Source organism: Salinimicrobium sp. TIG7-5_MAKvit, from assembly GCF_049569215.1.
Lineage (GTDB): Bacteria > Bacteroidota > Bacteroidia > Flavobacteriales > Flavobacteriaceae > Salinimicrobium > Salinimicrobium profundisediminis.
Genome location: NZ_CP145903.1, coordinates 462,921 through 486,848, shown reverse-complemented (window position 1 = coordinate 486,848; position 23,928 = coordinate 462,921). Strand labels below are relative to the sequence as shown.

Here is a 23,928-nt window from a genome sequence, read left to right as displayed (position 1 = left end):
TAACAAACCCCTTTATTTAAAACTTACACAGTTTTTAATATAGTGCCTTTTGCGGGTTGTTTCCCTCACAATACACTACCTTCTTCTCCTTTGCCTGTTGTTATTGCGGTTGCGATTGTTTCCTGTAGCTACCGGAGCAGGTTCAGCGTTTAGATCCATAGGGTAAGGGTGTTCCTCTACCACCGGGATTTTAATAGCTGCCAGTGTTTCTATATCTTTTAATTCCTTGCGCTCATCGGCGGCACAAAACGAGATGGCAATACCTTCGTTTCCGGCACGACCGGTACGTCCAATTCGGTGTACGTAAGTTTCGGGAACGTTTGGGAGATCGAAGTTAAATACATGTCCTAACTCATCAATGTCGATTCCGCGGGCGGCAATATCGGTTGCTACCAGTACATTCAGTTTTCCACTTTTAAAGTTCTTCAATGCGTTTTGCCTCGCATTCTGACTTTTGTTACCATGAATGGCTGCCGAATTGATCTTTGCTTTATCCAGGAACTTTGCAACTTTATCTGCACCATGCTTTGTCCGGGTAAAGACGAGGGCGCTTTCAATGCCGTTGCTTTCCAGGAGATGGAGCAGTAACTTTCTCTTATCAGGTTTGTTGGTAAAATAAACCCTTTGATCAATTTTATCTACTGTTGAAGACGGCGGAGTAACTTCTACTTTCACCGGATTTTTCAGCATCATCTTAGCCAGATTCTGTATTTCATCGGGCATGGTGGCCGAAAAGAAAAGGGTCTGCCTTTTTTCTGGCAGGCTTTTAATAACCTTTTTTACATCGTGGATAAAACCCATATCCAACATCCTGTCGGCTTCATCAAGAACAAAGATCTCGAGGGTTTTAAGGCTGATAAAGCCCTGGTTCATAAGATCCAGTAAGCGGCCTGGGGTGGCGACAAGAATGTCTACCCCTCGTTTAAGCTTTTCAACCTGCGAATGTTGTGAAACACCTCCAAAAATAACCGAATGCTTAAGCCTGGTATGCTTGCCGTATGCTGCAAGGCTCTCGTCTATTTGTATGGCGAGCTCCCTTGTTGGGGTAAGGATTAGGGATCTTACTCCTTTTCCCGAGAATCTTTTCTCATTTAATAACTGGAGGATAGGGAGGCCAAAAGCGGCTGTTTTTCCTGTTCCGGTCTGGGCTACTCCTAAAAGATCTTTTCCTGAAAGAACTACTGGAATGGCTTGTTTTTGTATTGGTGTGGGCGTATCATAACCCTGAGTTTCGAGCGCCTTAAGTAAGGCCTCATCTAAATTTAATTTTTTAAACGACATTAAATTGTTTTATGTGAAATGCTGGAAAAGACGTTGCACTTTCTTGAAACAGCTGCTGTTTTTTATTCTGAACCGGCTTACAACCTGCCGTGTATCTTGTAAAGAAGATGGCAAAGATAAGCTTTTTATCTGCCGGTTTTACAATCAGCAAGAATCGGGCCGCTTATTTCAGAGGTAGAAGGGGCTATAAGATCTGGATTTGATACTTCTCCAAAAGGCCCCGAATATTTTCTGCAGAAAAATGAGCCCCCTTGATGTTGTTATTTTCAGGATCTATGCTGAAGTTCCTGGAAGTGCTAAAATCGGCTTTTTCAAGCCTGGTACCTATAAAGGTGGCACCGCTAAGATCACAATTCTGGAAAGTGGCTGAAGTTAAATCGGCTTCAGAAAAATCTACCTGAATAAGTTTGCAATCTTCAAAAGAAATATTCTTCAGTTTTAATCTTGAGAAAGAAGAAAAGTTTAAAAGGCAGTTGTGAAAGGAAAATGACAATAAAAATGGATCAAGCTCATGAAAATTTAGCCCCATCAGTTTACAGTCTATAAACTCTGTGTCCCTGATGCAGGTTCCTCTGGTAATGCAGTTGCTAAGGTCACAGGCTTCAAAAACACATTCCGAAAATGTCATTTTTGACAGGTGAGCGCCGGAAAAATTAATGGCTTTAAAAGTACAGTTGTCGTATTCGCCTTCGGGAAGGTTGCCCTCACGAAGATTTTCTGAGGTGAAATCTTCGTCTCTAAAATAAGCTTCGTTCATGAATTTTAGCAGCCTTTGCCTTTCCCGCCTTTACAATTTGTAGATTCGGCTACCAGGTATGCTATGCTACCGCCAAGATCGATCTTTAGGGTTGTAGAGCCTAAATCTGAAGCTAGGCGTTTTTTTCCATTTAGCATAAGCTCATTGAAACCGCTAATCGTAAATGTTTTGGTGTTCTTATCGTAAACTATTTTTTCGGCTTTCTCAATCTCTACTATAGAGGTAGTGAAATGTACATTGCCGGTAAGCTCTACAATTTGTTTATTCTCGCGCGTTACACTTTGGTCTCCAGAGAAGGTAATTCCCTTACTTTCAAAAGTGACCGGGCTCTCCTGCGCCATTGCTCCCGTTCCTAATAGGGTGAAGAAAAGAAGGAAAAGAAATTTCATAATCAGCATTTTTTTGATGTTGACAAGGTAATTATTTATTGCTAAACATTTTAGTTTATTTTAAGGTTTTTTCAGGGAATACGGAGTATTTTCATCATGAAAAATGAACCTTTAAAATGCCATTTTTCAGAAGAATTGATTTTCGGTTCATACAGGGAATGGCCCAAAAATTGTCGAAATTAGTAGTAATAGAGTTAGGGGAAGTAATCTTATTAATATTTGATTATTAGTATCTTATAATTGTTTTTAATGCTTTGAGCAGAAGACCATGAAATGCATTCGGAAAAATATCGCTCATTTTCTTTTAATCCTTCTTGTACTTACGGGATGGACTTCCTGTGAACGATCTGAAACGGCTCTTCAGTCTCAAAATTTAAATCCACCAGAAGCTACAATTGCACCAACTGTAAAGCAGGAAGTCGAAAAGTTGCCCCTGTTTGTTACCTATCATCGTGACAGCCTTGAAAATACTGCCCAGGTTGATAGTTTTAAAACGCGGTTTAACGAACTGGAGCAGGAATTTATTTTTGCCATCAACCGCGTGGACGCCTACCGGCTAAGGGCAGGTGATGTTCTGGTGATACCCGATACGCTCACCAAAAACTTTTTAGATTATTCTCCTTTTCCCCAAAGATTGGAAATGCTCGATTCCATACCCAAGACCGTGCTTATCTCGAGAAGAATACAGGGATTTGCATTATACGAGAATGGAAAACTTCTAAAATGGGGACCCGTGAGCTCGGGAAAAAAGTCTACGCAAACTCCCGCAGGTCTCTTCTACGGAAACTATAAGGCCCGCAGTAAAATTAGCACGGTAGATGATTCCTGGCTTATGCCTTACTACTTCAATTTTATGAACTTTGAGGGCGTCGGTGTGCACCAATATTCCCTGCCTGGTTACCCTGCCAGCCACGCTTGTGTGAGATTGCGAAAAGATGATGCCATTAGCATTTACAACTGGGCCAAACAGTGGAAACTTGATGATACAGGCCAAATTGTAGAACACAACGGCACTCCTTTTATGGTTTTTGGAGATTACAACTTTGAAGGGCCCGTGCCCTGGCTGCAACTGGTAGAGAAGCCTAACTCCAACTACCTGAATGCCCGGGAACTGGAAACCCTGAGCCAATATGTTGCGGAATATAAAAAGGATAAAAGAAACTTTGATCTTCCCGAACCTGATCTCGAGGAACTTGCTGTAACGCCACCCGAAGGGCTTGAGACGATCCGCTAAAAATGACCGGAAATAAGAAAGGTTGCCAAAAACGCATTTTTGACAACCTGTTCTCCTCAAACAATTACTTTTAAACCCTGTACTTTTCTTTGTATGCCAGCACGGCCTTTTCGAGATCGTTTCTGTCTTCTATGAACGGCACATGCCCGCCATTATTTTCCCATAAAAGAAGATTCGAAAATTCAAGATCCTTATAATGTCGCGGCCCCACCATATAGTCATTGGTGCCGTAGAAGTAGAGCACCGGCATCTTCATACCACCACTAAGCAGTTTAAAGTTTTGCCAGTAATCGTTTCTGTTCATGATATTGTTGCTTAGATCGTAATTGAAATTTTCGATTTCTCCAGACATTTGGTCGAGCTTTGTAAAAGTTTCAGGATCTCTGGAGCCCATTTTCCAGAAAAGGCCTTTTTCCTGCAGCTTTCCGCCATACTCATTCATTCTTTGTGCCAGGGCAACTGTGTCTCCCGCACAGCTATAGGTTTCCCCAACATATTCTGCTGCCTTTGGAAGTCAGCTTTCACAAGCCGATTCTATAAGGTTGAGCGTGCAATTTATCATGAGCATTCCTTTTTGTGCTTCAGGATACCTTTCGGCATAACCCATTTGTAAAACGCCTCCAAAGGAGTGCCCCAGGGTAAGCCAGTCTTTAAAACCCAAAGCTGCCCTTACTTCTTCAAAGTAGAGCGCCATACGGTCAAGGGAATAATCCTGGGTGGGTGAACTTTGTGATCTTCCAACCCACCGTTGATCCAGGTAGACTACTGTAAAATGCTGTTCTAAAAATTCACCTGTCAATTTCTCAAACCAATAGCTGCCCGATCCCGGCCCGCCGTGAATGTAAAGCAGTGGAGTGCCCTTGCCTTCTACTTTCACGTAAAGGTCAACCCCGTCTGAAGTAGTAATGGTCTTTTCACCCGCCAAAACATTCTGGCTTAAGAGTAACATGACGATAATCAGGAATAATCTATCCATTTTTGAAAGGTTTAGATGCCTTAGAAAAGTGAGCAGGTTTTGATTTGAAAAACCTGCCCTTAATATTTCTTCTTCAGCAATTTCTCCTATAGACTTTTCTGGAGATCATTTGTTACAGTCAGCATTGTTGAAAATGAAATTATTTCTGGATTTGCCTATTATAATGGCTGAAACTGAGCAAAAAAAAAGATCCCGAAGAAGACAAACAATCTTCAGACGGGATCTCTTGTGTAGGGGGACTGGAAACTTATAATACCAAAGATTCTGCCAGATTTATCTTCGGAATTAAAATAACTTCAGCTTTTATAGAATTTGTGATGAGACAGGCTTTTTCGGCTTTAAAAAGGATCTTTTCGGCCTTCTCTTTATCATCTTCATTGTAGATAGTAAGCACTGGCTCAAGTACAATTTGAGACATTATAAACTTACCCTCCTGTTTGCTCAGCTTTCCTTTTGCAGGGCAACTTAAACTTTCAAATTCCAGTTTTGAATTTTCGGCAATTGCCAAAAAAGTAGTCATAAAACAGCTGTTTACTGCAGCTGTATAAAGATGTTCCGGAGACCAGATTCCGGCAATTCCCTTTGGAAATTCGGGAGGTGTGGCCACTTCGATTTTCTCATCGAGTTCAGGAGAAGATATTTCCCCTTTGCGATCTGTTTTCCAGTGTAAATCGACGTTATAGATATGTTCTTCCATAAGTGTAATTATGTGGTAAATATAATTCTGTTTATTTTCTTAATTCCTGATCTCGATCAGGTTCCAGCGCACAATTTGGCTCCGTACAATTTCCTGCTGCACATCCAAAGCTAAAAAGCCCCATAGCAGCAACGTAAATACCTAAAGCAAGCCCCCACCACTGTGCTGCACTGGCAGCCTGAAAAATTATAAGCATGCCATTAATGAGGTAAGCAGCTCGTACCCATGTCCAGTTTTTTAAAAACCTGTTTTTCATCCTATTTTATTCTGAAGGTTTCTCCAGCCGCCGCCGTTATGTACTTCTGTGAATCCTGCCGATTTCAATATATTTTTTGCCGAAGCACTTCTCATGCCCGAAGCACAACAGGTAATAACAGGCTTATTTTTATCTCCAACTTTCTTCAGGTTTTGGCCCAGGCTGTTCAACGGAATGTTTTTTGACCCATTGATGTGCCCGCTGCTAAATTCCCCTTTGGTGCGCACGTCAACAATAGTGGCGCCCTGTTCAAGTAATTGGGCATAATTTGTTTTCGGACCAAGTCCCAGTATTCGTTTTAAACCTTCTATCATTTTAAGATGCTTTATTTTGTAGGTAATTTACTTCGAGCCAGGAACCCCCGTTCACACAATTAATACCGGCACGGGTGAGATATTGTTCTGCTTGCGAACTTCTTATTCCCGATGCGCAGCAAAGAATGATTGGAGCCTCCCATGATCTCAAATTCTCAATTTCATCGGGTAATTCTGTAAGGGGTATATTTTTGGAACCTGCTACATGGCCACCAGCAAATTCTGCTCTTGTTCTAACGTCCAGTATGGTTCCTTTTCCTGCTTGTATGATCTTTTCCGTTTTCATAAGTGTTATCATTTAAAAACAGGACAAAAGTAATTCCTAAGTTGCGCCGGTACAGTTACTTTTGTTACACAGGGTGGCAGCAAAAAAAAATCCGGAGAATTTAGAAGTCCCCGGATTCTTTTCATTTGTAGTTTCAATCTAGTTGATATTATTAATTACCTTTTTCAGCTTTTCCCGTACCTGCGTGGCAACATCTCCTAAAGTGTCATTTTTAACGGCTTGCATGGAAGCCACAGGATCAACGGCTGATACTTCAATCGTGCCGTCACCGGTTTCCTGCACTATCACATTGCAGGGCAACATGGTCCCAATCCTGCTCTCGGCTGAAATAGCCTGGTGCGCCATTTTCGGATTGCAGGCACCAAGAATTCTATACTTTCTGAAATCTACATCCAGTTTCTTTTTGAAGGTTTCCTTCACATCGATCTCTGTTAGAATACCGAAACCTTCTTTTTTGAGTTCTTCGGTAACTTTTTGAATGGCTGTGTCAAAATCCTGTTTTAAAGTAGTGGTAAAATAGTAGCTCATGACTGTAGTTTTATCTGATTATCAATATACTACAAAAAAAGCTCTTTTGGAAGGGATAAACAGTGACAATTGTTACAGAAGGAAAAATGAAAAACCTGAAGGGAAAGGTGTGTAGGGGACATCCTAACCCTAAAGGTTTTCGATGTAAAAATACTTCAGCCTATTCTATTGAATATTAAACTTCTATAGATTTATCTTATTTAACTAACGGTCGTTTTTTAGCCTTTGATCTCTTCGGAATGATGCTTCAAAAATGCCATTTTTGACACCTCATTTTTCTGCGGAATAAAAGACATGGCCCTTTCGGCTATTGCAGTGATGGAAAGGCTGGGATTCACCCCCGGGTTTGCCGAGATCATTGATCCATCAATAACCAATAAATCCTGATATCCAAAAACTTCATTCCTGGAATTGATCACTCCTTCTGAAGCATTTTTGCCCATCACCGCACCGCCTAAAATATGGGCTGTAGTGGGAATTCCGGCAATGCTTTCCAGTACAAAAGAAGTGGCTTTGCCGTTGATGGCTTTGCTGTACCTTTTGGTGAGGTCTTTTGAAGCAGGAATATCTGAAGTAGGTTTTTCCCCCGAACCTATCCCGCTGGACATGCTTCCGAAGAAATTTCTCTTCAGTTTTATCGTGCTGTCAATGCTTTGCATAAAAAGCAGTACCGCAGTACTTTTTGACCAGCCATTGATAAAATATGTTTTGAACCAGGAAACCGGGGAACTTATTAGCTGAGAAATAACATTCAATATACGCTGCGGGGGAGTCTTTCCTGTGGCCATTGGCAGGTGTAATAACTTCCAGAAACCCGAACCTCTGGAGTAACGCACTACCTCAAGATGGCTGTTGTCATCTGTGTGCAGCAGGCTCCCTATGGCTACGCCTTTAGAAAGGTCTTTCTTCCTGTCGGCCGTAGAAACGCTGATGAGGGTCTCGTTATTTGTTCTGATTTCGTCTCCCACTTTATCGGATAACTTCGGAAGACTTTTCTGCTTCAGCTTGAGCAAAAGTTTTACCGTACCCAAAACTCCGCCGGAAAAGATCACTCCCTTGCTCCGCAGTTTTTTGGTCTTCCCGAAGTAGGAGGTACTCGATTTGAGTGTCACTTCATAAGCTTCCGAAGCAAGCTTTTTTACATCAGTGACTTCATTTTCTGCCAGTATTTTTGCCCCCAGCTCTTGTGCCAGCCAAAGGTAATTCTTGTCAAGGGTGTTTTTTGCATTATACCTGCAACCGGTCATGCAGCCGCCACAAAAATTACAGCCGGTTCTATCTGGCCCTTTGCCGCCAAAGTAGGGATCCTCTTTGGTTTCTCCCTCTTTTCCGAAGTAAACAGCTACATGAGGGTGTTCAAAATGCTCTTTTCTGCCCATGTCCTCAGCCATTTTCTCAAGGGCTTTGTCGGCATCAAACAATCGTGGATTAGGCACTGCCCCCAACATCTTTAAAGCAGTCTGGTAATGTGGTTTGAGATCCTCTTCCCAGTCTTCCAGCTGCCTCCACGAACCAGAGGTGTAAAATGCCTTTTTTGGCACCGGAAGGGTGTTGGCATAGACCAGCGAACCGCCACCCACACCTGTGCCCGAAATTACTGCCACATGCCTGAAGACGCTCAGTTTCATGATGCCAAAAAATTTCAATGCCGGTATCCAGAGCCATTTTTTCAGGTTCCAGTTGGTTTTGGGAAAATCTTTGACTTTAAACCACTTTCCTTTTTCGACTACGAGTACTTTATAACCTTTTTCTGAAAGTCTCATCGCACTCACCGAGCCTCCAAAACCACTGCCAATAATAATATAGTCGTAATCGTATTCCATTTGGTAATAGATGCTTACTGTATAAATTTAAACTTTTTCGGGGGAAATTGTAGGCAATTGATTTCTTGTTTTTCTGAAAAGAGCCAGCAGGCCCAGTAGAGGCCCGGGTGCCAAAAATAAAAGGAGATAAACCGGATCGAGCACTTCAAGCACAAAACCTGTCAATTCGATGCTCACAATAGTGATAGCAAAACCTATGCAGTTCACCACGGTCAATGCCGTGCCCCGTGTTTCGGAAGGTGCATGTTTTGCGACAAGGGTAGAAAACAGGGGAGAATCGGCCACTACAACCATGCCCCAGAAAAGGAGAAAAATAATAAAGAACGTTTCTGAAGTTTGCAGAAACATAAGGGGAGAAATGATACAACACGCAGCCGAAAGTAGTAAAGCACCTGCAGCACTTCTCTTAGTGCCCCAACTTTGGGAAAGAAGACCAATGACCGCACAGGCGAGTCCGCCGGAGCCAATGATGAAAAAAGAAAGTAAAGGAATATTGAAATTGCTGTGAGGGTGAAGGACGCTGTACACCTTGAGTACCACAGGAACAAAGGCCCAGAAGGTGTATAATTCCCACATGTGCCCAAAATACCCCAATGCCGCTGCCCTAAACTTCGGAATTCTAAAAACCCTGAGCATGGCTGAAAAATCCTTTTGTAACATTGGGTTTCGGTAGGGGCCATCCTGCACAAGCAGTAAAATGAGGCTCCCTCCCAAAAATGCCAGAAATGAAGTAGTAATTAGAACGCTTTTCCACGGTAAACCCTGCAGCCCGGTTACTGTTAAGAGTAAGTGCGGGAGTGCTGTTCCAAGAACCAAAGCACCTACCAGGAAACCGAGAGATTTGCCAAGGCCTTCCCGATAATAATCGGATGCGATCTTCATTCCCACGGGATAAATTCCTGCAAGGGAAAATCCTGTAAGAAACCTAAGCATTAGCAAACTGCCGGAGCTGTTGCTTTCCACAAGCATCCCCAGGTTAAAAAAGGCGCCAAAAATAGCAGAATAGAAGAACACTTTTGAGGGGGAATACCGGTCTGCAATTCCCAGGAAAGCAAAACCCAGGGTGCCGGTAATAAAACCGAATTGTACTGCCGATGTAAGGTGCCCGAGTGCGGCAGGACCGAGATCAAAAGTCTGGATGAGATCGTTCATCACGCCATTACCTGCAAACCATAAGGAGGTGCAGCAAAATTGTGCAAATACAATGACCGGTAAGCTTAGCCGCGACGTGCCCATTCAGGAATTATCTACAGCTAAGAAACGAAAACTCCGCTAAATTAAACGAGGGCTTCTTTGATCTTTTTAATCGGACTTTTTTTCTTCTCCCTGGTGTCAACACCAAGAAATTCGTTTACCGGGCATACCCTGGTGATGGAACTTTCAGCAATCAGGGTTCCTGTAACTATGGCCGCAAGACCTGCAAGTTTTCCCTTGTTCCCGCCAAGGGCAAAAAAGCCTATTCCCATAAGGGCAGGGCCTGCAATACTTCTAATGAGCTGATCTTTTTTACCTACATTTTCTTTCATAATTCTTTTTTTCTGAATTTTCTATTTAAGATAACGTAAACCTGCTACTTTTCCAAGTTTTGGAGCACCTAAGTTCAGAGGGAATTCCGAATTTTAAAGACTTCAGGGAAGGTGAATTTTCAATTGAAAGAGAAGACTTCAGTTAGAGCTGAATTTTTCCGAAGTAAAGATCTTTAAAATGGCATTTCAGAAAGAAATTTTAGCGACTGGGTTTCTAAAGATTTTGTTCAGGATATTTTGTTTTTTCCTCTAAGTCTTTGTCAATGAATTTCACGAGGTTGCCGGCCATGCCTTCAAAAACAAAAAAGTGGAAGGGAAGCACGGTGTACCAATAGAGGCGACCCGCAAGGCCATGGGGTCGAAAGGTCGCGGTTTGTTGCAGAAAATGTTCCCCATTTCTTTCAGTGATCTTAAACTCCAGCCATGCTTCGCCGGGTAATTTCATTTCGGCATATAGCAACAAGCGGCGGTTCTTTTCATCGGCTGCCAGTACCCGCCAAAAATCTAAAGTGTCACCCGTATTGATATGGTATGGATGCGTGCGCCCGCGCCTAAGCCCTACGCCACCCACCATTTTATCCATAAAGCCTCTTATTTTCCATAACCTGCTGCCGTAATACCAGCCACGTTTTCCGCCAATCGCCCAAATATTTTTTAGAACCGCATCTGGATCACCTGTGATCTTCTTTTCCCGGTAATCTTTAAAGCAGCCATCGGTAGGTACATTGATATGCTCCAGTAAAGAATTATCTGAATAACTGGAGGCCAGCGAATCTTTCCAGCTGGAGATAACGCTGTTTTGCTCAATTTTTTGGAAAGCCAGCGCTACAGCCTCTTTATACGGAATGGATTTTATTCCCAGCATTTTTTCAAGATCATTATCTTTCGCAATGACCTCAACTTTCATGCTGTCTACAAGGTTTATGGCAAGCTTGTAAGAAGTTGACGTAACAAAATAAAGCCAGTAGGAGGAAAGCCGGGGAGTCATTACGGGAACTGTAATGATCTTGCGTTTAAAACCTCTTACATCTGCAAACTGCAGCATCATTTCTTTGTAAGTAAGCACATCGGGCCCACCAATGTCAAAAGCCCTGTTAAAGGTGTCTTCCCGTAGAAGCACCCCTTCTAAATACTCGAGTACATTTCTTATAGCGATTGGCTGACTCTTGGTGGTGACCCACTTGGGAGTGATCATCACCGGCAGTTTTTCAACCAAATCGCGCATGATCTCAAAGGAAGCACTACCCGAACCCACAATAATTCCGGCTTTAAGAGCTGTGAGTGGCACGCTGCTTTTGCCAAGGATCTCTTCTACATTTTGGCGGGAAGAAAGATGTTTGGAAAGTTCTTCTTCGTTATTAATCCCGGTGAGGTAGATGATCTGTTTTACCGAAGTTGGCTCCACAAGCTTTAAAAAATTATGGGCCGAAGCAGCTTCCATTTCTGCAAAATCTCCGGTACCTGCACTCATAGAATGGATGAGGTAATAAGCGGCATCAATGTCTTTAATAACTTCAGATGAAGGCAGCGGCTTCAGGAAGTCAACTTCGAGCAGAGAGATCCTGTCGTGTGCATATATCCCATCGGTAGGAAACCTGTTCCTGTCCCTAACGCAACACACCACCTCGTGGCCGCGGGAAAGCAGTATAGGAAGGAGGCGCTTTCCAATATATCCTGTGGCGCCGGTAAGGAGTATTTTCATAGCTTCAGCTTAATTTTTACTGAAGATATGAAAAGATAAGCAAAAGCGCTTTTTAGATCTGTTTCAATTCTTTAGCAGCCCTACATGCACCAGGAGAGAACGAGCGGTGGGTGCCAAAAATGGCATTTTTCTTCCCTGATTTTTTGCAGATCTATTCTTCCTGATCTCTTTCGTCAAGAATCAGTAAATCGGCCGATGCCCGGTTTAGTGCGATTGGGATATTGTTGATCACTGCAGTCCTTATGAGGGTCTGGATGTCATGTTCGTGACCGTGGGGAGTTTCGGCATCAATGAAAAAGATGATCATGTGCACTTCCCCCTGAAGTATTTTAGCTGCCAGGAGAATGTCGCCGCCGCTGGGGCCGTGGCCAAAACCGGTAACTTTTATATCCAGCATATCGCTGAGCAGTTTAGAAGTGTTGGAAGTGCCTATGAGTTTGTATTTTAAGAGTGCTTCACGATGTACTTTGGCCCAGTTAAGCAAGTCGGTTTTGCGGCTGTTGTGGGCAATTAATGCAATGGTTTTCATGTTGTTGGTTTAGTTTTATCAATAAAAAATTCAAGGGTATAATGAGCATATTCCGGTTGGCTAATGCCTTCGGAATAAAATATATATTCTGGCTGGTTGTTTTTCCGGGTATATGCAATGAATTCTGAAGGGAATTCGGTTGATGTTGCCATTTTTAGTGCTTGATGTATGTAAAATTAAAGAATAAAGGTTAAGCAAAGGACTACTGAAAATATCAGGAAACTTAAAAATAGCTTCGGAATATTTTGACAGGAATTTAAGATTGTAATTAGTATTTTAGGGCTATGACTGAAATACTTGTACCTGAAACAACTACCCCCGGAATTCTCCTGGTTTATACCATAATCTTCTTTTTTGCAATCCTCTTCAGGTATTTTTTGGCAGCAGGGGTCTTTTACTACTATTATTACGTCAAAAATTTTAAGAAATATGACGAAAGAAGGTTAAGTAAAAGGCTGGCTAACAAAAAGCAGTTGAAAAAGGAGATTGTGTGGAGCATAAAATCATCGGCAATTTTTGCCCTGGTGGGGGCGGCTACCTACTGGCTGTGGCTAAAGGGACATACCGCTGTGTACCTGGAACCCCCTCTTTATGGCTACTGGTATTTGCCGGTGAGCCTTTTAGCTATTTTACTCATTCATGAAACCTATTACTACTGGGTGCACCGCTGGATGCATCACCCCAAAGTCTTCAGGATTGTGCATAAGGTACATCACGATAGTCGTATTCCTACACCATGGACGGCTTTTTCCTTTCATCCATGGGAAAGTTTGATCGAAGCACTTATCCTGCCATTGATTCTTATCTTTTTACCTGTGAATATCTATGTTTTGGGTTTTTACCTGTTGGTCATGACGGTAAGTAGTGTAGTGAACCATCTTGATATAGAGATCTATCCGCTGTGGTTCCAAAAAAGCCGTTTTGGGAAACTATTTATTGGCGCCACCCATCACCACCATCACCACACAGAATTTATGACCAATTACGGCCTATACTTCACGTTTTGGGATAAAATAATGGCTACTGAAAGCCGTAAAATGAAATCCTGATTACTTTAACCTCTTAAAAATCTTTTTTTCTGAAAAAAGGTTTTTTCGCAGGAGTTGCCGAAACTCTTTATCTGTTGGTGCAAGTAGATAGTATTCGAATTTACCATCTTCAGATGTTATTTCTCTAACAGGTCTGGATTCCTGTACCTCCATTATGAGTTGTTCAGATTCTGAAGTTAAATTGGCGCAGTGGGTAACAATCTTATTCTTGGAAGCCTTAAAGGGAAAAACATTCCAGTTATCCTTATCATAAAGGTTTAATATATAACTGTTATTCATTTTCTTTAGCACAGTTTGTGGCTTAGAAAGGTATCCGTAAACACCTGCTTCTGTACCTCCTGAATATCGAAAATAATTCTTTTCAATAAAAAGTGTGTCTTCATTATTTGAAACAAATATGCCATGCATTTTTGAAGGAAATTCTGAAATTGAAGGAGCAGAAGATGGTTGTGGACTTTCAAATTTTACGGCTGTACATGATGAAAGAAATAAAGCCATGATCGGAAAAAGGATCAGCTTTTTCATGGGGAGAGAATTTAGAAAAATATGAAGTATAAATTTACTGATTTAAAAAAAGATGGGGTAGATATTCAGTGCTTTTTTACTGTAAATTTTACATTTAAATACCGGGCTATTTACATTCAAAACACTCCTGCAAGTTTGCAGGTAGCTCTACATCTTCACTTCCCTTTAACGGCCCTGAAATGGGTTCTTTTTTATTGATCTCCTCATGAAATTCTATGGCATATTCCTGCAGTTTATCCCGGCGATGTCTCAGTTTTGCAGCTATTTCATTCCCATTGAGTTGCACCAGGCTTTGAGGCCAGGCTTCAAGAGCTTTATTGATTTCAGTGTCTGTTAAATGCTGTTGCAGGTATTGTGCTTCCTCTATGAAAATCTGCCGGGGCACATCTTTCAGGAAGTAAACATCAAAAGGATAAACAAACCCAGGTATATGATCAATATCCTTCTGAAAAGGCCTCACCATGGGCTGTACCAGGTGATTGGTAAGGATGGTGGGAATAACGCCATCAATCCTGAAAAAAGCATTATCCCTGTCTCCTGGCAACGGAATTGCCACTTTGTTTTGCCCCCGTTGTTGTATCACCCAACCCCATTGTTTTGTATGCCGGTCCCAATCACCAATAAGGAGGTCGAAAAGCCGTGCCCGCACCAGTTTTTGGCGGTCAATGTGCAGAGTCTCCTTCAGGTTGATCTTCATTTCCTGGAGTTCATCGGTCTCCACGATTTTCTCTACGTTATTATAAGAGGTCCAATTGACTTTACCTTCGGTTTCAAATTCGCGAAGGAACAGGCGATTTCCGTATTTTTCGGAATATTTTCCCATCGCATCGTGCCGTGGCACAAAGACAATTTTTGGGTGGGTATGAAGAATGCCGGCAGCATCGGCAAGAGCGGCTGCAAGAACAGCTCCATAAGGATGTTGCGCAGAAATACCATCTACCACAATGTTTTCGAGGCCAAGGGTTTTTGCAACTTCTGGAATTAAAGGGGAAGGATCTTTGTTGATACTGCGTAGACTGTAAAGAGCGCCGTCTTTACCTACAATTTTAAGAGACTTTGTTTGATTACCGCCGCCTTCTTCCTGGATTGTAAAAGAATCAAGAAGAAAAATTTCGGCCTGTACCGGGGCCTCCCAGGCCTCGCGGTAGTTATCGCCTTGCATAAAACGCTTAATGGCGTTAGCTTCGTATCTATTAGTCGCTACTGCCGTTACCCTGTCTCCATCCTGGAACCTGCCCGAAGAAACTTCGGATGGAATGACTTTCGAAATGAATAATTCCGAAGGGCCTATTGAAATCGACCAGTAAGTGAGGCCAAGAAATACAAGGAGAAGAATTAGCAGTGCAAGTAAAAATTTTTTCATCTCAATTTTCTTCAGTGAAGAAAGTTTTATGCCACCACAACTGGTGGCTAAGTTCATTATCAAAGATTAAAATTCCATGGCCGAAACTACCTCGAGTCTTACAGGCTGGTCTATTTTCTTTTCAATTTCCTTTTTAACTTCCTGTATACGTTGAGGCGCAATATCTTGAGGGCCTACCAGCCGCAGTGACACTACCATGGGTGAACCGAATCTTATGCGCACATCTCTCAAAACCACATTCTGAATTGTTGCGCCTTCAAGAGCACGGGTGATATTGGCCTCTTGCATAATCCTGTCAAAAGAAAGGGTGAGGGGAACAGCCACAAGAACCACGATAACGAGGGTATAAACGAGTCCCATTTTTGCCCTTTTAAAGGGGGCAAAGCCCAGAAATAGGAAAGTGAGGCCCCCAAACAATATAATGCCTGCAAGGTTTGTGGCATATAATAAAATTGCACCCGAAAATACTTCCCAATCCCACCAGCCAATACCAATCCCGGCTACCGCAAGGGGCGGAACTAACGCAACTGCAATGGCTACTCCTGCCAGGCTTTTTGCAATGCCTTCATTGGCGTGGGCATAAGCTGCCGCAATACCCGATGATACTGCAATCCCCATATCAAGTAAAGTAGGGGAGAGCCTGGCTTCAATTTCGGGGGTGAGTACTTTAAGAGGGATCACGAGACTTACCCCCGCGGCAAAAGCGAGCGAAACCAGGGTGCCGGCGGTAATGGTGACAAAACTTTCCTTTAACATAGGTACATCATATCGCACCATTCCCATAGAAAAAGAGACAATAGGCGATATTACCGGTGCCAGTATCATAGCGCCAATAATTACCGGTGAGGAATTCCCAAAAAGCCCAAAAGTTGCAATAAGGGTAGATAAGATCATCATCACCATGAAAGAGGTGCTTATTGTCGAGTTGTTTCTAAGTACCTTAAACAGGTCCTGGAATTGCTCTGTGCTGGCACGGGGCAGGATTGGCAGGCTCCTTTTAATAAGTTCCTTTCGGGTTTCCCCTGTTGGCAGTCCTTCAATTTTTATACTTTTTCTTCCGTTTTCCTTTTCGGTTTTATCACTGTAAACACTTTGCTGTTTAAGAATAAGCGTTTGTTTAAGGACTTCAATATTGAGTTCTTCAGCTTGTTTTTTCTCTCCATCAATGGTGTAATCAACGGGTTCTTTCCCGGCCACCTGCAGGTTTGAAGTTTTTATTTTTCCGATGAAAGAAGGGAGCTTGGTGAGCGTCTTTTTGCTAGGCACAAGGCTTCTAAGGAAGAACCACAACAATACCATAAGGTTTTGCGGTGCAAGTACGAAAGCCTGAAAAGCCCCGTCGTTTATAGAACTTTCCTCAAGCAGGCGTTTTGAAATTAGAGAACTCGATGCATGTTCTACTACAATAATTCCTAAAGCAGAGGTGTGAATTACCTTTTCTCCGTCTGTACTTATTTGATAGGAATGGTGAGAAAGCGAGGAAGCTTTGCGAATATTCCGAATAATATTCACCACCTCCTGAAAAAAGTTCTTTTTGCCGTGCCTTTGGGAAAGTAAAAAGATGTCTCCAATATTTATGGAGCTAAAAACCGGTATGTCGTTACAAAACAGGAGGTCAATATGATAAGGGTTATCACACTCGGTAAATTGAGTGATCACGTCTTCAATATCTTCTGAAACTCCCAGCCCTTTTGAGGTGAATTTATTTTCGGGATGAGGTAAGATGGCAATAGGCCATTTGTTTTTTGCTGCCACGGGAATGATCTCTCTCAATGCAGAATCGGGCAAAAAGAGGAGAAGGCATGAATCTGCGTCAATATCGAATTCTTTGTCCAGCGGAAAAGACACCGGTTCATATTCAATGTTCTTTAAAACCGGGAGGATATTTTCCTCTACAGATTCTTTTTCCTGGGATTCGTGTAAGAGGTAGAGCATTAAATTTTTACTGCAAGATAAACTTTAATTTGCCTATTTCTGAAGAAGGAAATTATAAAAAACTCTTTATTTATGGGTGTAGCCTAAATTTTATTTGATCCTTGCAGATGCAGTTCTCACAAAAAAAATCATACTTTTGTTATGTTAACTTCAGTTATTATGAGCCAAAAAGTGTTGCTTGCTTCAAAAGAGATGAACATCATTTTACAACGTTTGGCCTGCCAGTTGATTGAAAATCACGATACCTTCAAAGATTCGGTGATCATTGGTATACAACCACGGGGTGCTTTTCTCGCAAACCGCATCTATAAGATCCTTAGGGAAGACTATGGTATTACCACGATTAAGATGGGGCAGCTGGATATCACTTTTTACCGGGATGATTTCAGAAGAAGCGATAAACCTCTTGAGGCCAATAAAACCCATATAGATTTTGTAGTAGAAGATAAGCGGGTGATCTTTGTGGATGACGTGCTTTATACCGGAAGGAGCATTAGGGCGGCACTTACCGCGGTGCAATCTTTTGGAAGGCCACGTGAAATTGAGCTTCTTACGCTCATAGACCGCAGGTTTAGCAGGCATTTGCCCATTCAGCCCGATTATAACGGGAGACAGGTAGATGCTATAAATGAGGAAAAAGTTAAAGTGAACTGGAAAGAGAATGAAGGGGAAGATGCCGTATACCTTATTAGTAAATTATAAACATGAGTGAACTAAGTGTTAAGCATTTACTGGGGATAAAATACCTGAATAAAGAAGATATTGACCTCATATTTGAAACCGCCGATCATTTCAAGGAGGTGATCAACAGGCCCATCAAGAAAGTACCTTCCCTTCGTGATATTACCATAGCCAATTTATTTTTTGAGAATAGTACCCGAACCCGGCTTTCTTTTGAGCTGGCCGAAAAAAGGCTGAGTGCCGATGTGGTAAATTTCTCGGCGGCCTCTTCTTCAGTAAAAAAAGGAGAAACCCTTATAGATACTGTGAATAATATCCTGTCTATGAAGGTAGACATGGTAGTGATGCGGCACCCCAATCCCGGGGCAGGAATTTTTCTGTCAAAACATGTAAATGCCAGTATCATCAATGCCGGGGATGGAGCGCATGAACATCCCACCCAGGCTTTGCTGGATAGCTATTCCATTCGTGAAAAGCTGGGCGAAGTACAGGGTAAAAAAGTTGTGATAGTAGGTGATATTCTGCATAGCAGGGTAGCCTTATCAAATATTCTGGCATTAAAACTACAAGGTGCCCAGGTAAAAGTTTGCGGCCCTTACACCTTACTTCCTAAATATATAAGTTCGTTAGGGGTAGAGGTGGAGCCAAACCTGCGCAAGGCTCTCGAATGGTGCGACGTGGCAAATATGCTGCGGGTACAAAATGAAAGAATGGACATAAGCTACTTCCCCAGTACCCGGGAATACGTGCAGTTGTTCGGATTAAATAAAGAACTCCTCGATTCCCTTGGTAAAAAGATCGTGATAATGCATCCCGGCCCAATCAACAGGGGAGTGGAGATAACCAGTGACGTGGCAGATTCCGATCAGGCTATTATCCTTGATCAGGTGCAAAATGGAGTGGCTATTAGAATGGCAGTGATCTATCTCCTTGCGTCACAAATTAAATAGTTATGAAAATAACAGAAAAGGAGAGTTATAAAATATTTGAAGACGAAAAAGATAATGTGACCCGGTTTGCCGCATTTTTGGAAAGTATTCATCCAAAGTTTAAAGATGACAATGTGGTGATAGATATCTTAAAATATGGGGAGCTGCGGCTTGATGAACTCCTAAAGTTCCTGGAGCTTTCAAATAGGCATAGAGAGGGAAACAGGTCTTTTGTTATCGCAAACGATACGATTAACATAGACCAGGTGCCCGAGGAACTGCTGGTAGTGCCCACCCTCACAGAAGCCGAAGATATTATACAAATGGAAGAGATTGAAAGAGACCTGGGATTCTAGGTCTTTTTAATTTTAAAGACCCCGAGACATGAAATTGACCGTGCTGGGCTGTTATGCGGCTACACCAAGAACTTTTACAAATCCTACCTCCCAGGTGTTGGAGATCAACAATGAAGTTTTTCTTATTGATTGCGGAGAAGGTACTCAGGTGGAGTTGCGCCGGCACAAGATCAAGTTCGGAAAGATTAAACACGTTTTTATTTCCCATCTTCACGGCGATCATTTTTATGGTTTGATTGGTCTAATTTCAACTTTTATGTTGTTGAACAGGAAGACCGAACTCCATATCTACGGCCCCAAGGGCATAAAGGAGATCGTGCTGCTGCAACTTAAATATGCTAACTCCTGGACCGGCTATCCGCTTTATTTTTATGAATTATCTTCTACCGGGCCTCAGGTAATTCTCAACACCCGTAAAGTTACTGTAGAGACTATTCCTTTAAATCACCGCATTTATGCCAATGGGTACCTCTTTCGGAAAAAGCCAAAACCCAGGAAGCTGTTGATGGAAGAAGTTGAGAAGTATAATATTGATGTAGCTTATTATAAAGGCATCAAAAAAGGAAAAGATGCTGTTCTTGAAGACGGTAGGATTATCCCTAATGTTGAGTTGACCGAAGATCCCGAACCTCCCGAAAGTTATGCCTTTTGCAGTGATACTTCCTATACTCCCTCGCTGGCTGAGCAATTAGAAAATGTTACGGTGTTATACCACGAATCTACTTTTCTAGAGGAGCACGCATATCTTGCTGCGCCCACGGGCCATTCTACTGCACGAGAAGCAGCTGCTATTGCCAGGGCGGCTAAGGTTTCTCACCTCGTGCTGGGTCATTATTCCACCCGTTATGAATCTATAGAGGCATTTAAAAAGGAAGCTAATGAGGTTTTTGACAGCGTGCATCTTGCCGATGATGGCAAAGTTCTTCGCTTTGAATAGCTGCATTTTATCGATCTAATATGTCTTTTATCTTCAGAGTTTTAGCGCTATTTTTGTAGGGTTTGGAACCCTGTTGTGTTAAATTTACCTTAATGTGTGTAGTTCATCGATTAAATGGCTTGTTAATCGAAAATAATTCTTAATTTTCCTATCCCAAATCTACTGACTACCATTATGAAGAATTTAACCTACTTGACATGGTTAATGGCTATTTGTGCGATTACTCTTACATCTTGTTCCAAAGAAAGTGTAGATGAAGTAGAATCGGCAAACCTCACCACTAAACTCGCTCCTGTTAAATATTCCTCAATTGAACTTAATGTACTCGAGCTGGTCAATGCCTACAGGGAACAAAATGGATTGAACAGTTTATTATACCTGGATGAAGGGTCCCTCGAGGCTGCCGGTCACAATAAACATATGATTGAAGATGATGAGGTATGTCATCATTTCTTCGGAAGCAGATACCAGGCACTTGTTAAATCGGTTAATGCCAAGGCTGTGAGTGAGAATGTTGGGTTTGGTTATAGAACTGCCGAAGCTGTAGTTAATGCATGGATCAAAAGTGATGGCCATCGTGAAAATCTTGAAGGTGATCACACTCATTTTGGCATCTCGGTAAAGGAAGGAAAAGACGGTAAATTCTATTTTACCAATATTTTTGTAAGAAAGTAATACTAAGATTTCATATCATAAATAATTTACGGTTGGTTAGGAGAGCCTGTCTTAAAATTTATTCAAGACAGGCTCTCTTTTTTAGGCTGACTTAGTGAAGATTATCACAAAGTAATCATTCAAAGCTTCCTTTTCTTCTACTTTTCAAGCCACATACAAGCCATTTACTTTTTTTAAAGAGGGTAGCATTCCACCTCAATTTCCTGGAGGTATAGTACAAGAAAAGAGGCTGTCAAAAAGCCTCTTTTTGTTATCCTTTTGGTTCTTTTAACTTCTGATGTTCAGGTTTAAAAGAATCTGAAAAATCACTTTCAGAATAACATTTTAGGAGCTTATAAGACAGCCTCTTTAATGGTTGGTTAGTTTGGGCGATCTATTCCATTTTAACCACTTTAAAAATGGATCTTCTATTCAATTGGTGTTGAACTTCATTACAATTATTACAGTCTATCTCTGGCTGCTCTTCTCCATAACCTTTGTAAGTTACAATTCTTTCGGGAGCTATACCGTGTTGGACCAGGTAATCATATGTAGACTGGGCCCTTCTTTCTGCAAGGCGACGGTTATATTCAAGAGATCCTCTCCTGTCTGTATGTGAGCCAATTTCAATTACCAGTTCAGGGTATTCATTTTTCATCAGGTTCACCAGCTTATCCAGTTCGGCGGCAGCATCTGGACGAATATTGTGCTTGTCAAAATCGAAATAGATCTTGTTGATCTCAGCTAAATATTCCACATCATTAACAGGCGACAGTTCGATATCGTAAACAAGTTCGGTTTGGTCATCCATCTCAAAAGTGTTTACTGTACCCAGTTTTTGGTCGTATTTAATATGTTTCGCTTCAATAGGATATTTTACATCTCTGCGAATCTCCAATTCATAATACCCAACACTGTCAGTCTTTAAAAAAGCTATTTGTTGCTCGTTTTCATCCTTTAAGCGTACGGTCGCATCGGCAATAGGTTTCCCATTTATAGAGTCGGTCACGGTTCCTTTAAGCACTAAAGGTGCCAACATACTCAGCTGGTAAATGTCATCACTTCCCTTTCCGCCGGGTCTGTTGGAAGCCACAAATCCTTCAGAAATATCTTCGGAAGAAATTGTAAAAGAAAAATCATCGAGATTGCTGTTGATGGGTTCCCCCAGATTGTAGATCTTTTCCTGATTTTGAAGATCTACTACAAAAACGTCCAGTAGGCCATAGCCTTTATGTCCGTCAGAAGAAAAGTAGAATTTGCCATCTTCAGCAGCAAAAGGGAAAACCTCATTTCCGGGAGTGTTTATTTGTTCTCCAAGATTTTCGGGGGTTCCAAAAATGCCATTTTTGACACTGACTTTATAAAGATCCGATCCTCCAAATCCTTCAGGAGCTTCCGAAGCAAAATAAAGTGTTTGTCCGTCTTTCGAAAGGGCCGGATGGCCCACTGAATAATTGTCGTTATTAAACGGAAGCTCTTCAATATTCGTCCATTCCCCGTTTATCAAAGAAGCTTTGTAGATCTTAAGGTGATTAACACCTTCGCTATCTTTTTTTCCGTTTTTATTGTTGATGTAATTATTGCGCGTAAAGTACATGGTCTTTCCATCTTTGGAGATCACCAGCGGACCTTCATGCCTTACGCTGTTCACTTCTCCGGAAAGCGATTCCAAAATGCCATTTTTGGAAGGTACCGTGTAAATATCAAGGAAAGGTTCGCCGTTCCAGTCATAGATCTTCGGATTCTTAGCACCTTTGGCCCTTGCCGAAGTGAAATAGATAGTCCCATTGCCTTTGTAAGCACCAAAATCACTGAATTCCGAATTAAAATCGGCATTTTTAAGCCTGAAGGTTTCCAGTCCCGGGTAAATTGCAATTTTCTCCTCGTTAAGGAGGTCTTCTACCAAATTCTCATTTTTGCCCTCTTCAAGGTACTTTTTGAGCCACTGCCTTGATTCATCATAACGGCGCACGCCGCGTAAAGCCTGGGCATATTTGTAGTAATATTCGGGAGATACGCCGGGTTGCTCAACGACTTTGGCATATAGTGGCGCTGCATTTTCCGGATCCCTCAACAAAAAGTAACTATCGGCCAGTTTCTTTTGGTTGTGTTCAACCTTATAGTCCTTCTCCAGCAGATCTTTGTAAACATCTATGGCCTTCGCATAAGCGAAACTTTCATATAACCTATCTGCTTTTTTTTGCATGCCCGACTGAGCCGAAAGGAACAGGGACTGACAGATTAAAAGGAGGAGTAAACAGTAGTTTTTTTTCATCATCCTGGTAGTTTAATTAAAAGAACCTTGGGGATCTATATTTGGTGTTTTGTCTTCGGAATTCATATATCAACAGGATCTCGTGCGTGCCTGAAGTATAGGGCTGTAGATCAGAAACAGAGTATTCATAGGCATACCCAACTCTAAAGGAAGGAAGGATTTGAAAATCAACAAATCCACCTATGGCATCATCCAGCCGGTAATTTGCCCCCAGGTACACTTTCTCGTCATAAATGAATGTACTCGAAATATCTACAGAGAGCGGGGCTCCATTTGTTGCTTTTAGCAAGGTACTGGGGCGAAGCTTCCAGCTATCGTTGAGATCAAACACATACCCCCCGGTTAAATAATAATGCACCTGTTCAAGGGCTACATATTCGCTTTTTATGTTATTATCATTATTTAGCAGCTTTGGTGCAGAAAGCCCTACATACCAATCTTGAGAAGAGAGGAATAGCCCGGCTCCAAAATTGGGTGTCCACCTGTTAAATACATCATCATTAAAAAATGGATCATCTACATCTTGCAGCAAATCTTCATCTAGGTTGTAATAGCTCATTCCTGCTTTGAGTCCAAAAGAAAGGGTGGTGAAAGCATTTACATTAATGGTATAGGAAAAATCTCCATACGCATAAGTGTAATTCTCATAACCGGCTTTGTCGTTGATCACCGAAACCCCAAGCCCAATTTTTTCGTTGCGAAGAGGGGAGTGGATAGACAGGGTCTGCGTTTGCGGTGCCCCAGCGAGTCCTGACCACTGACTCCTGTGAAGCCCAACTACCGAGAGAGCATCTCTATTTCCAGCATAAGCAGGATTTATCGAAATAGTGTTGTACATATACTGCGTAAATTGTGGCAGCTGCTGTGCATTGGCACATACACCAATAAGTAGAAGAATTATGACGGGGTAGAATTTTTTCATGTTC

28 protein-coding genes are annotated in these 23,928 nt (G+C 41.9%); 7 read left to right on the top strand and 21 right to left on the bottom strand.

Annotated features, from left to right (window positions below; all coding sequences use genetic code 11):
* Positions 1-75 precede the first annotated feature (75 nt).
* The 3 genes from V5739_RS02215 to V5739_RS02205 all read right to left on the bottom strand — a co-directional run bounded on the left by V5739_RS02215 (position 76) and on the right by V5739_RS02205 (position 2,427).
* Positions 76-1,281, bottom strand: a complete 1,206-nt coding sequence (locus V5739_RS02215; protein WP_423819486.1) for a DEAD/DEAH box helicase — start codon at positions 1,279-1,281, stop codon at positions 76-78.
* A 184-nt stretch (positions 1,282-1,465) separates the two neighbouring features.
* Complete coding sequence (locus tag V5739_RS02210; RefSeq protein ID WP_423819485.1) at positions 1,466-2,038, bottom strand: pentapeptide repeat-containing protein; 573 nt, start codon at positions 2,036-2,038, stop codon at positions 1,466-1,468.
* 5 nt (positions 2,039-2,043) lie between these two features.
* A complete protein-coding gene (locus V5739_RS02205) occupies positions 2,044-2,427 on the bottom strand; it encodes a hypothetical protein (protein WP_266070613.1) in 384 nt (127 codons plus the stop codon).
* A gap of 268 nt (positions 2,428-2,695) precedes the next feature.
* On the opposite strand from V5739_RS02205, the gene V5739_RS02200 reads away from it, so the two are divergent.
* A complete protein-coding gene (locus tag V5739_RS02200) occupies positions 2,696-3,661 on the top strand; it encodes a L,D-transpeptidase (protein ID WP_423819484.1) in 966 nt (321 codons plus the stop codon).
* A gap of 70 nt (positions 3,662-3,731) precedes the next feature.
* Here the strand turns inward: V5739_RS02200 and V5739_RS02195 are convergent, their stop codons facing one another.
* The 13 genes from V5739_RS02195 to V5739_RS02135 form a co-directional block, all read right to left on the bottom strand.
* Positions 3,732-4,103, bottom strand: coding sequence for an alpha/beta fold hydrolase (locus V5739_RS02195; protein WP_423819483.1), 372 nt, complete (start codon positions 4,101-4,103; stop codon positions 3,732-3,734).
* A gap of 72 nt (positions 4,104-4,175) precedes the next feature.
* Positions 4,176-4,637 (bottom strand): alpha/beta fold hydrolase, encoded by a 462-nt coding sequence (locus V5739_RS02190; RefSeq protein WP_423819482.1) that lies wholly within the window; start codon positions 4,635-4,637, stop codon positions 4,176-4,178.
* Between the two features lie 247 nt (positions 4,638-4,884).
* Positions 4,885-5,334, bottom strand: a complete 450-nt coding sequence (locus V5739_RS02185; protein ID WP_423819481.1) for an OsmC family protein — start codon at positions 5,332-5,334, stop codon at positions 4,885-4,887.
* A 31-nt stretch (positions 5,335-5,365) separates the two neighbouring features.
* Positions 5,366-5,590 carry a hypothetical protein gene (locus tag V5739_RS02180; protein ID WP_423819480.1) on the bottom strand — a complete coding sequence of 75 codons (225 nt, stop codon included), beginning with the start codon at positions 5,588-5,590 and terminating at the stop codon, positions 5,366-5,368.
* The gene (locus V5739_RS02175; protein ID WP_423819479.1) at positions 5,587-5,904 is read right to left on the bottom strand and encodes a rhodanese-like domain-containing protein; all 318 of its coding nucleotides are present in this window, start codon (positions 5,902-5,904) and stop codon (positions 5,587-5,589) included. Before V5739_RS02175 ends, V5739_RS02180 begins: the two co-directional genes overlap by 4 nt.
* Before the next feature lies 1 nt (position 5,905).
* Positions 5,906-6,190 (bottom strand): rhodanese-like domain-containing protein, encoded by a 285-nt coding sequence (locus tag V5739_RS02170; protein WP_423819478.1) that lies wholly within the window; start codon positions 6,188-6,190, stop codon positions 5,906-5,908.
* Positions 6,191-6,328: 138 nt separating this feature from the next.
* A complete protein-coding gene (locus V5739_RS02165; RefSeq protein WP_423819477.1) occupies positions 6,329-6,718 on the bottom strand; it encodes a DUF302 domain-containing protein in 390 nt (129 codons plus the stop codon).
* 218 nt (positions 6,719-6,936) lie between these two features.
* Positions 6,937-8,541 (bottom strand): GMC oxidoreductase, encoded by a 1,605-nt coding sequence (locus V5739_RS02160; RefSeq protein WP_423819476.1) that lies wholly within the window; start codon positions 8,539-8,541, stop codon positions 6,937-6,939.
* 27 nt (positions 8,542-8,568) lie between these two features.
* Complete coding sequence (locus V5739_RS02155) at positions 8,569-9,777, bottom strand: MFS transporter (RefSeq protein ID WP_345599001.1); 1,209 nt, start codon at positions 9,775-9,777, stop codon at positions 8,569-8,571.
* Between the two features lie 41 nt (positions 9,778-9,818).
* Positions 9,819-10,067 carry a YgaP family membrane protein gene (locus V5739_RS02150; protein ID WP_266070623.1) on the bottom strand — a complete coding sequence of 83 codons (249 nt, stop codon included), beginning with the start codon at positions 10,065-10,067 and terminating at the stop codon, positions 9,819-9,821.
* A 214-nt stretch (positions 10,068-10,281) separates the two neighbouring features.
* The gene (locus V5739_RS02145) at positions 10,282-11,769 is read right to left on the bottom strand and encodes an SDR family oxidoreductase (protein WP_423819475.1); all 1,488 of its coding nucleotides are present in this window, start codon (positions 11,767-11,769) and stop codon (positions 10,282-10,284) included.
* Positions 11,770-11,920: 151 nt separating this feature from the next.
* Positions 11,921-12,298: a methylglyoxal synthase gene (locus tag V5739_RS02140; RefSeq protein WP_345598999.1), complete on the bottom strand. Its 378-nt coding sequence runs from the start codon at positions 12,296-12,298 to the stop codon at positions 11,921-11,923.
* Entirely contained in the window at positions 12,295-12,450 is a 156-nt protein-coding gene (locus tag V5739_RS02135) for a hypothetical protein (RefSeq protein WP_345598998.1), read from the bottom strand. Before V5739_RS02135 ends, V5739_RS02140 begins: the two co-directional genes overlap by 4 nt.
* 132 nt (positions 12,451-12,582) lie before the next feature.
* Between V5739_RS02135 and V5739_RS02130 the strand changes: the two genes are divergently transcribed.
* The gene (locus V5739_RS02130) at positions 12,583-13,347 is read left to right on the top strand and encodes a sterol desaturase family protein (protein ID WP_423819474.1); all 765 of its coding nucleotides are present in this window, start codon (positions 12,583-12,585) and stop codon (positions 13,345-13,347) included.
* Here V5739_RS02130 and V5739_RS02125 read toward each other — a convergent pair whose 3' ends face one another.
* The 3 genes from V5739_RS02125 to V5739_RS02115 all read right to left on the bottom strand — a co-directional run bounded on the left by V5739_RS02125 (position 13,348) and on the right by V5739_RS02115 (position 17,170).
* Positions 13,348-13,872 carry a hypothetical protein gene (locus V5739_RS02125; protein ID WP_423819473.1) on the bottom strand — a complete coding sequence of 175 codons (525 nt, stop codon included), beginning with the start codon at positions 13,870-13,872 and terminating at the stop codon, positions 13,348-13,350.
* 106 nt (positions 13,873-13,978) lie between these two features.
* Positions 13,979-15,235, bottom strand: coding sequence for a hypothetical protein (locus V5739_RS02120; protein ID WP_423819472.1), 1,257 nt, complete (start codon positions 15,233-15,235; stop codon positions 13,979-13,981).
* A gap of 66 nt (positions 15,236-15,301) precedes the next feature.
* A complete protein-coding gene (locus V5739_RS02115) occupies positions 15,302-17,170 on the bottom strand; it encodes a DUF389 domain-containing protein (RefSeq protein ID WP_266070630.1) in 1,869 nt (622 codons plus the stop codon).
* A 159-nt stretch (positions 17,171-17,329) separates the two neighbouring features.
* Here V5739_RS02115 and pyrR point away from each other — a divergent pair, with 159 nt between their 5' ends.
* The 5 genes from pyrR (at position 17,330) to V5739_RS02090 (ending at position 20,748) form a co-directional block, all read left to right on the top strand.
* Positions 17,330-17,872, top strand: a complete 543-nt coding sequence (gene pyrR, locus V5739_RS02110) for a bifunctional pyr operon transcriptional regulator/uracil phosphoribosyltransferase PyrR (protein ID WP_266070632.1) — start codon at positions 17,330-17,332, stop codon at positions 17,870-17,872.
* Between the two features lie 2 nt (positions 17,873-17,874).
* Positions 17,875-18,801 (top strand): aspartate carbamoyltransferase catalytic subunit, encoded by a 927-nt coding sequence (locus V5739_RS02105; protein ID WP_423819471.1) that lies wholly within the window; start codon positions 17,875-17,877, stop codon positions 18,799-18,801.
* 2 nt (positions 18,802-18,803) lie between these two features.
* A complete protein-coding gene (locus tag V5739_RS02100) occupies positions 18,804-19,136 on the top strand; it encodes a ribonuclease Z (protein ID WP_423819470.1) in 333 nt (110 codons plus the stop codon).
* Positions 19,137-19,164: 28 nt separating this feature from the next.
* Complete coding sequence (locus tag V5739_RS02095; RefSeq protein ID WP_423819469.1) at positions 19,165-20,073, top strand: ribonuclease Z; 909 nt, start codon at positions 19,165-19,167, stop codon at positions 20,071-20,073.
* A 174-nt stretch (positions 20,074-20,247) separates the two neighbouring features.
* The gene (locus V5739_RS02090; RefSeq protein WP_423819468.1) at positions 20,248-20,748 is read left to right on the top strand and encodes a CAP domain-containing protein; all 501 of its coding nucleotides are present in this window, start codon (positions 20,248-20,250) and stop codon (positions 20,746-20,748) included.
* A 373-nt stretch (positions 20,749-21,121) separates the two neighbouring features.
* Here V5739_RS02090 and V5739_RS02085 read toward each other — a convergent pair whose 3' ends face one another.
* On the bottom strand, positions 21,122-22,933 hold the full coding sequence (locus V5739_RS02085; protein WP_423819467.1) for an OmpA family protein: 1,812 nt from the start codon (positions 22,931-22,933) through the stop codon (positions 21,122-21,124).
* Positions 22,934-23,018: 85 nt separating this feature from the next.
* On the bottom strand, positions 23,019-23,924 hold the full coding sequence (locus V5739_RS02080; RefSeq protein WP_423819466.1) for a PorP/SprF family type IX secretion system membrane protein: 906 nt from the start codon (positions 23,922-23,924) through the stop codon (positions 23,019-23,021).
* Positions 23,925-23,928: the final 4 nt, after the last annotated feature.